The organism is Rhizobium sp. SEMIA 4085, from assembly GCF_013004495.1.
Taxonomy (GTDB): Bacteria; Pseudomonadota; Alphaproteobacteria; order Rhizobiales; family Rhizobiaceae; genus Rhizobium; species Rhizobium gallicum.
In genome coordinates this window covers 1-2,142 of the sequence record NZ_JABEPH010000600.1, presented here as the reverse complement: position 1 = coordinate 2,142, position 2,142 = coordinate 1, and the positions used below count along the sequence as shown (strand labels likewise).

The 2,142-nt window shown below is 62.6% G+C and carries 2 protein-coding genes; both read left to right on the top strand.

What is annotated here, in order from left to right; translation table 11 throughout:
• Nucleotides 1–96: 96 nt before the first annotated feature.
• The gene (gene lgt, locus C9413_RS31495) at nucleotides 97–945 is read left to right on the top strand and encodes a prolipoprotein diacylglyceryl transferase (protein WP_039845468.1); all 849 of its coding nucleotides are present in this window, start codon (nucleotides 97–99) and stop codon (nucleotides 943–945) included.
• 21 nt (nucleotides 946–966) lie between these two features.
• On the top strand, nucleotides 967–2,067 hold the full coding sequence (locus C9413_RS31490) for a class I SAM-dependent methyltransferase (protein ID WP_039845469.1): 1,101 nt from the start codon (nucleotides 967–969) through the stop codon (nucleotides 2,065–2,067).
• Nucleotides 2,068–2,142 lie beyond the last annotated feature (75 nt).

Sequence of the window (2,142 nt, the reverse complement as noted above, 5' to 3'; positions counted from 1 at the left end):
GGATAAGCCGCTTCGGGCATTGCTCTGCCTCACAATCGACTTGACCGCTTCGTATCGCAACGCCATGTTCCGCGCACATCAACGGGTGGAAAAATCTTGCCGACTGCAGCCAATCTTCTTTCGATCATGCCCTTTCCGGATATCGATCCGATCGCCTTTGCGATCGGCCCTCTGGCTGTTCACTGGTACGGTCTCGCCTATGTCGCAGGCATCATGCTCGGATGGCTCTATGCCCGGCGGATCGCCGGCAATGATGCGCTTTGGCCGGGCAACGCCTCGCCGATCACCAAGGCGCAGATCGACGACTTCATCGTCTGGGCAGCCCTCGGCATCGTTCTCGGCGGTCGCATCGGCTACATCTTTTTCTACGATCTGCCGGCCGTGATCGAAACCCCGCTCCGTGCCATCGAGATCTGGAATGGCGGCATGTCCTTCCACGGCGGAACCATCGGCACGACGATCGCCATGATCCTTTTTGCGCGCAAGAACGGCATTCCGGTCTGGAGCCTTTTCGACATCGTCGCTACCGTGGTGCCGATCGGCCTATTCTTCGGTCGCATGGCAAACTTCGTCAACGGCGAGCTTTGGGGGAGGCTTACGGATGTACCCTGGGCAGTCGTTTTCCCGACCGGCGGGCCTTTTGCGCGGCATCCGAGCCAGCTCTATGAAGCGGGCCTCGAAGGCATCGTGCTGCTGCTTTCGCTTGCTCTTGTCGTCTACGGTTTCCGGGCGCTGAAATCACCGGGGCTCGTTACCGGTCTCTTCGTCTGCGGCTACGCGCTGTCACGCATATTCGTCGAGTTGTTCCGCGAGCCGGATGCGCAGCTTGGCTACCTGCTCGGCACGAACTGGCTGACCATGGGCATGGTCCTTTCCTTCCCGATGGTCCTGCTCGGCATCTGGGCGATGGCACGTGCCCGCCGCCAGGCCGCTTTGCAGCATTGAGCCTGTCAGGACCGTACGATCATGACGACCGCACTCGGTGAAAAGATAAAGTCGATCATTCAGGCGAACGGGCCGATCAGTGTCACGGACTATTTTTCGCTCTGCCTCGCTGATCCGGAATACGGCTACTATCGCACCCGCGAGCCCTTCGGCCGATCCGGCGATTTTGTCACTGCGCCCGAGGTCAGCCAGCTCTTCGGCGAAATGATCGGGGTCTTCGTCGTGCATGCCTGGCAGCGCCATGGCGCGCCGGCAGGCGTGCGCCTCGTTGAAATCGGCCCCGGTCGCGGGACGATGATGGCCGACATGCTGCGCGTCATCGAGCGTCTCGCCGCGCCGCTTTTCGAGAATATGACGGTTCATCTCGTCGAAACGAGCGAGCGTTTGCGCGGTATCCAGCAGCAGACGCTTGACGCACATGAGGGCAAAATCAGCTGGCATGCCGATTTCGAGGAAGTTCCGCCGGGCTTCACGCTGATTGCGGCAAACGAGCTATTCGACGCCATTCCAATCCGCCAATTCATCAAGACGCCGACCGGCTTTCGTGAGCGCATGGTTGGCCTCGATATCGATGGCGAGCTGACATTCGCCGCCGGGATCGCCGGCATCGATCCGGCACTGCTGCCTGAAAACCCGCAGGCCGCGCCGGCCGGCACGCTCTTCGAGATTTCGCCGGCCCGGCAGGCTGTGATGATGACGATCTGCGATCGCCTGAAGGCCTTCGGCGGCACGGCGCTGGCGATCGATTACGGCCATCTCGTCACCGGCTTCGGCGATACGCTACAGGCCGTGCGCATGCACGAGTTCGATCCGCCGCTTGCCCATCCCGGCGAAGCGGACCTGACGAGCCATGTGGATTTCGAAGACCTCGCGAAGACCGCTGTCGGCGCCGGGCTGCATCTCAACGGCGCGTTGCACCAGGGGGATTTCCTGATCGGCCTCGGCATTCTCGAGCGCGCCGCCGCTCTCGGCCGCGATCGTGAACCGCGCACCCAGCAGATTATCCAGAGCGCGGTGGACCGGCTGGCCGGCTCCGGCGAGGGCCGGATGGGCGAGCTTTTCAAGGCGATGGCCGTCTCCCATCCGGCCGTCGATCTCATGCCGTTCCGCCCGGTGGATTGACAGGACGCGCGGCCCTGGGCCAACATCCGGCGCAATCAAGAATGCTTCGCCGGGCGGGCCGGCGGACAATGGCGC

Bases quoted from the DNA above. Each gene is read 5' to 3' on its own strand.
- C9413_RS31490 (WP_039845469.1), top strand. From the start codon at position 967: ATGACGACCGCACTCGGTGAAAAGATAAAGTCGATCATTCAGGCGAAC.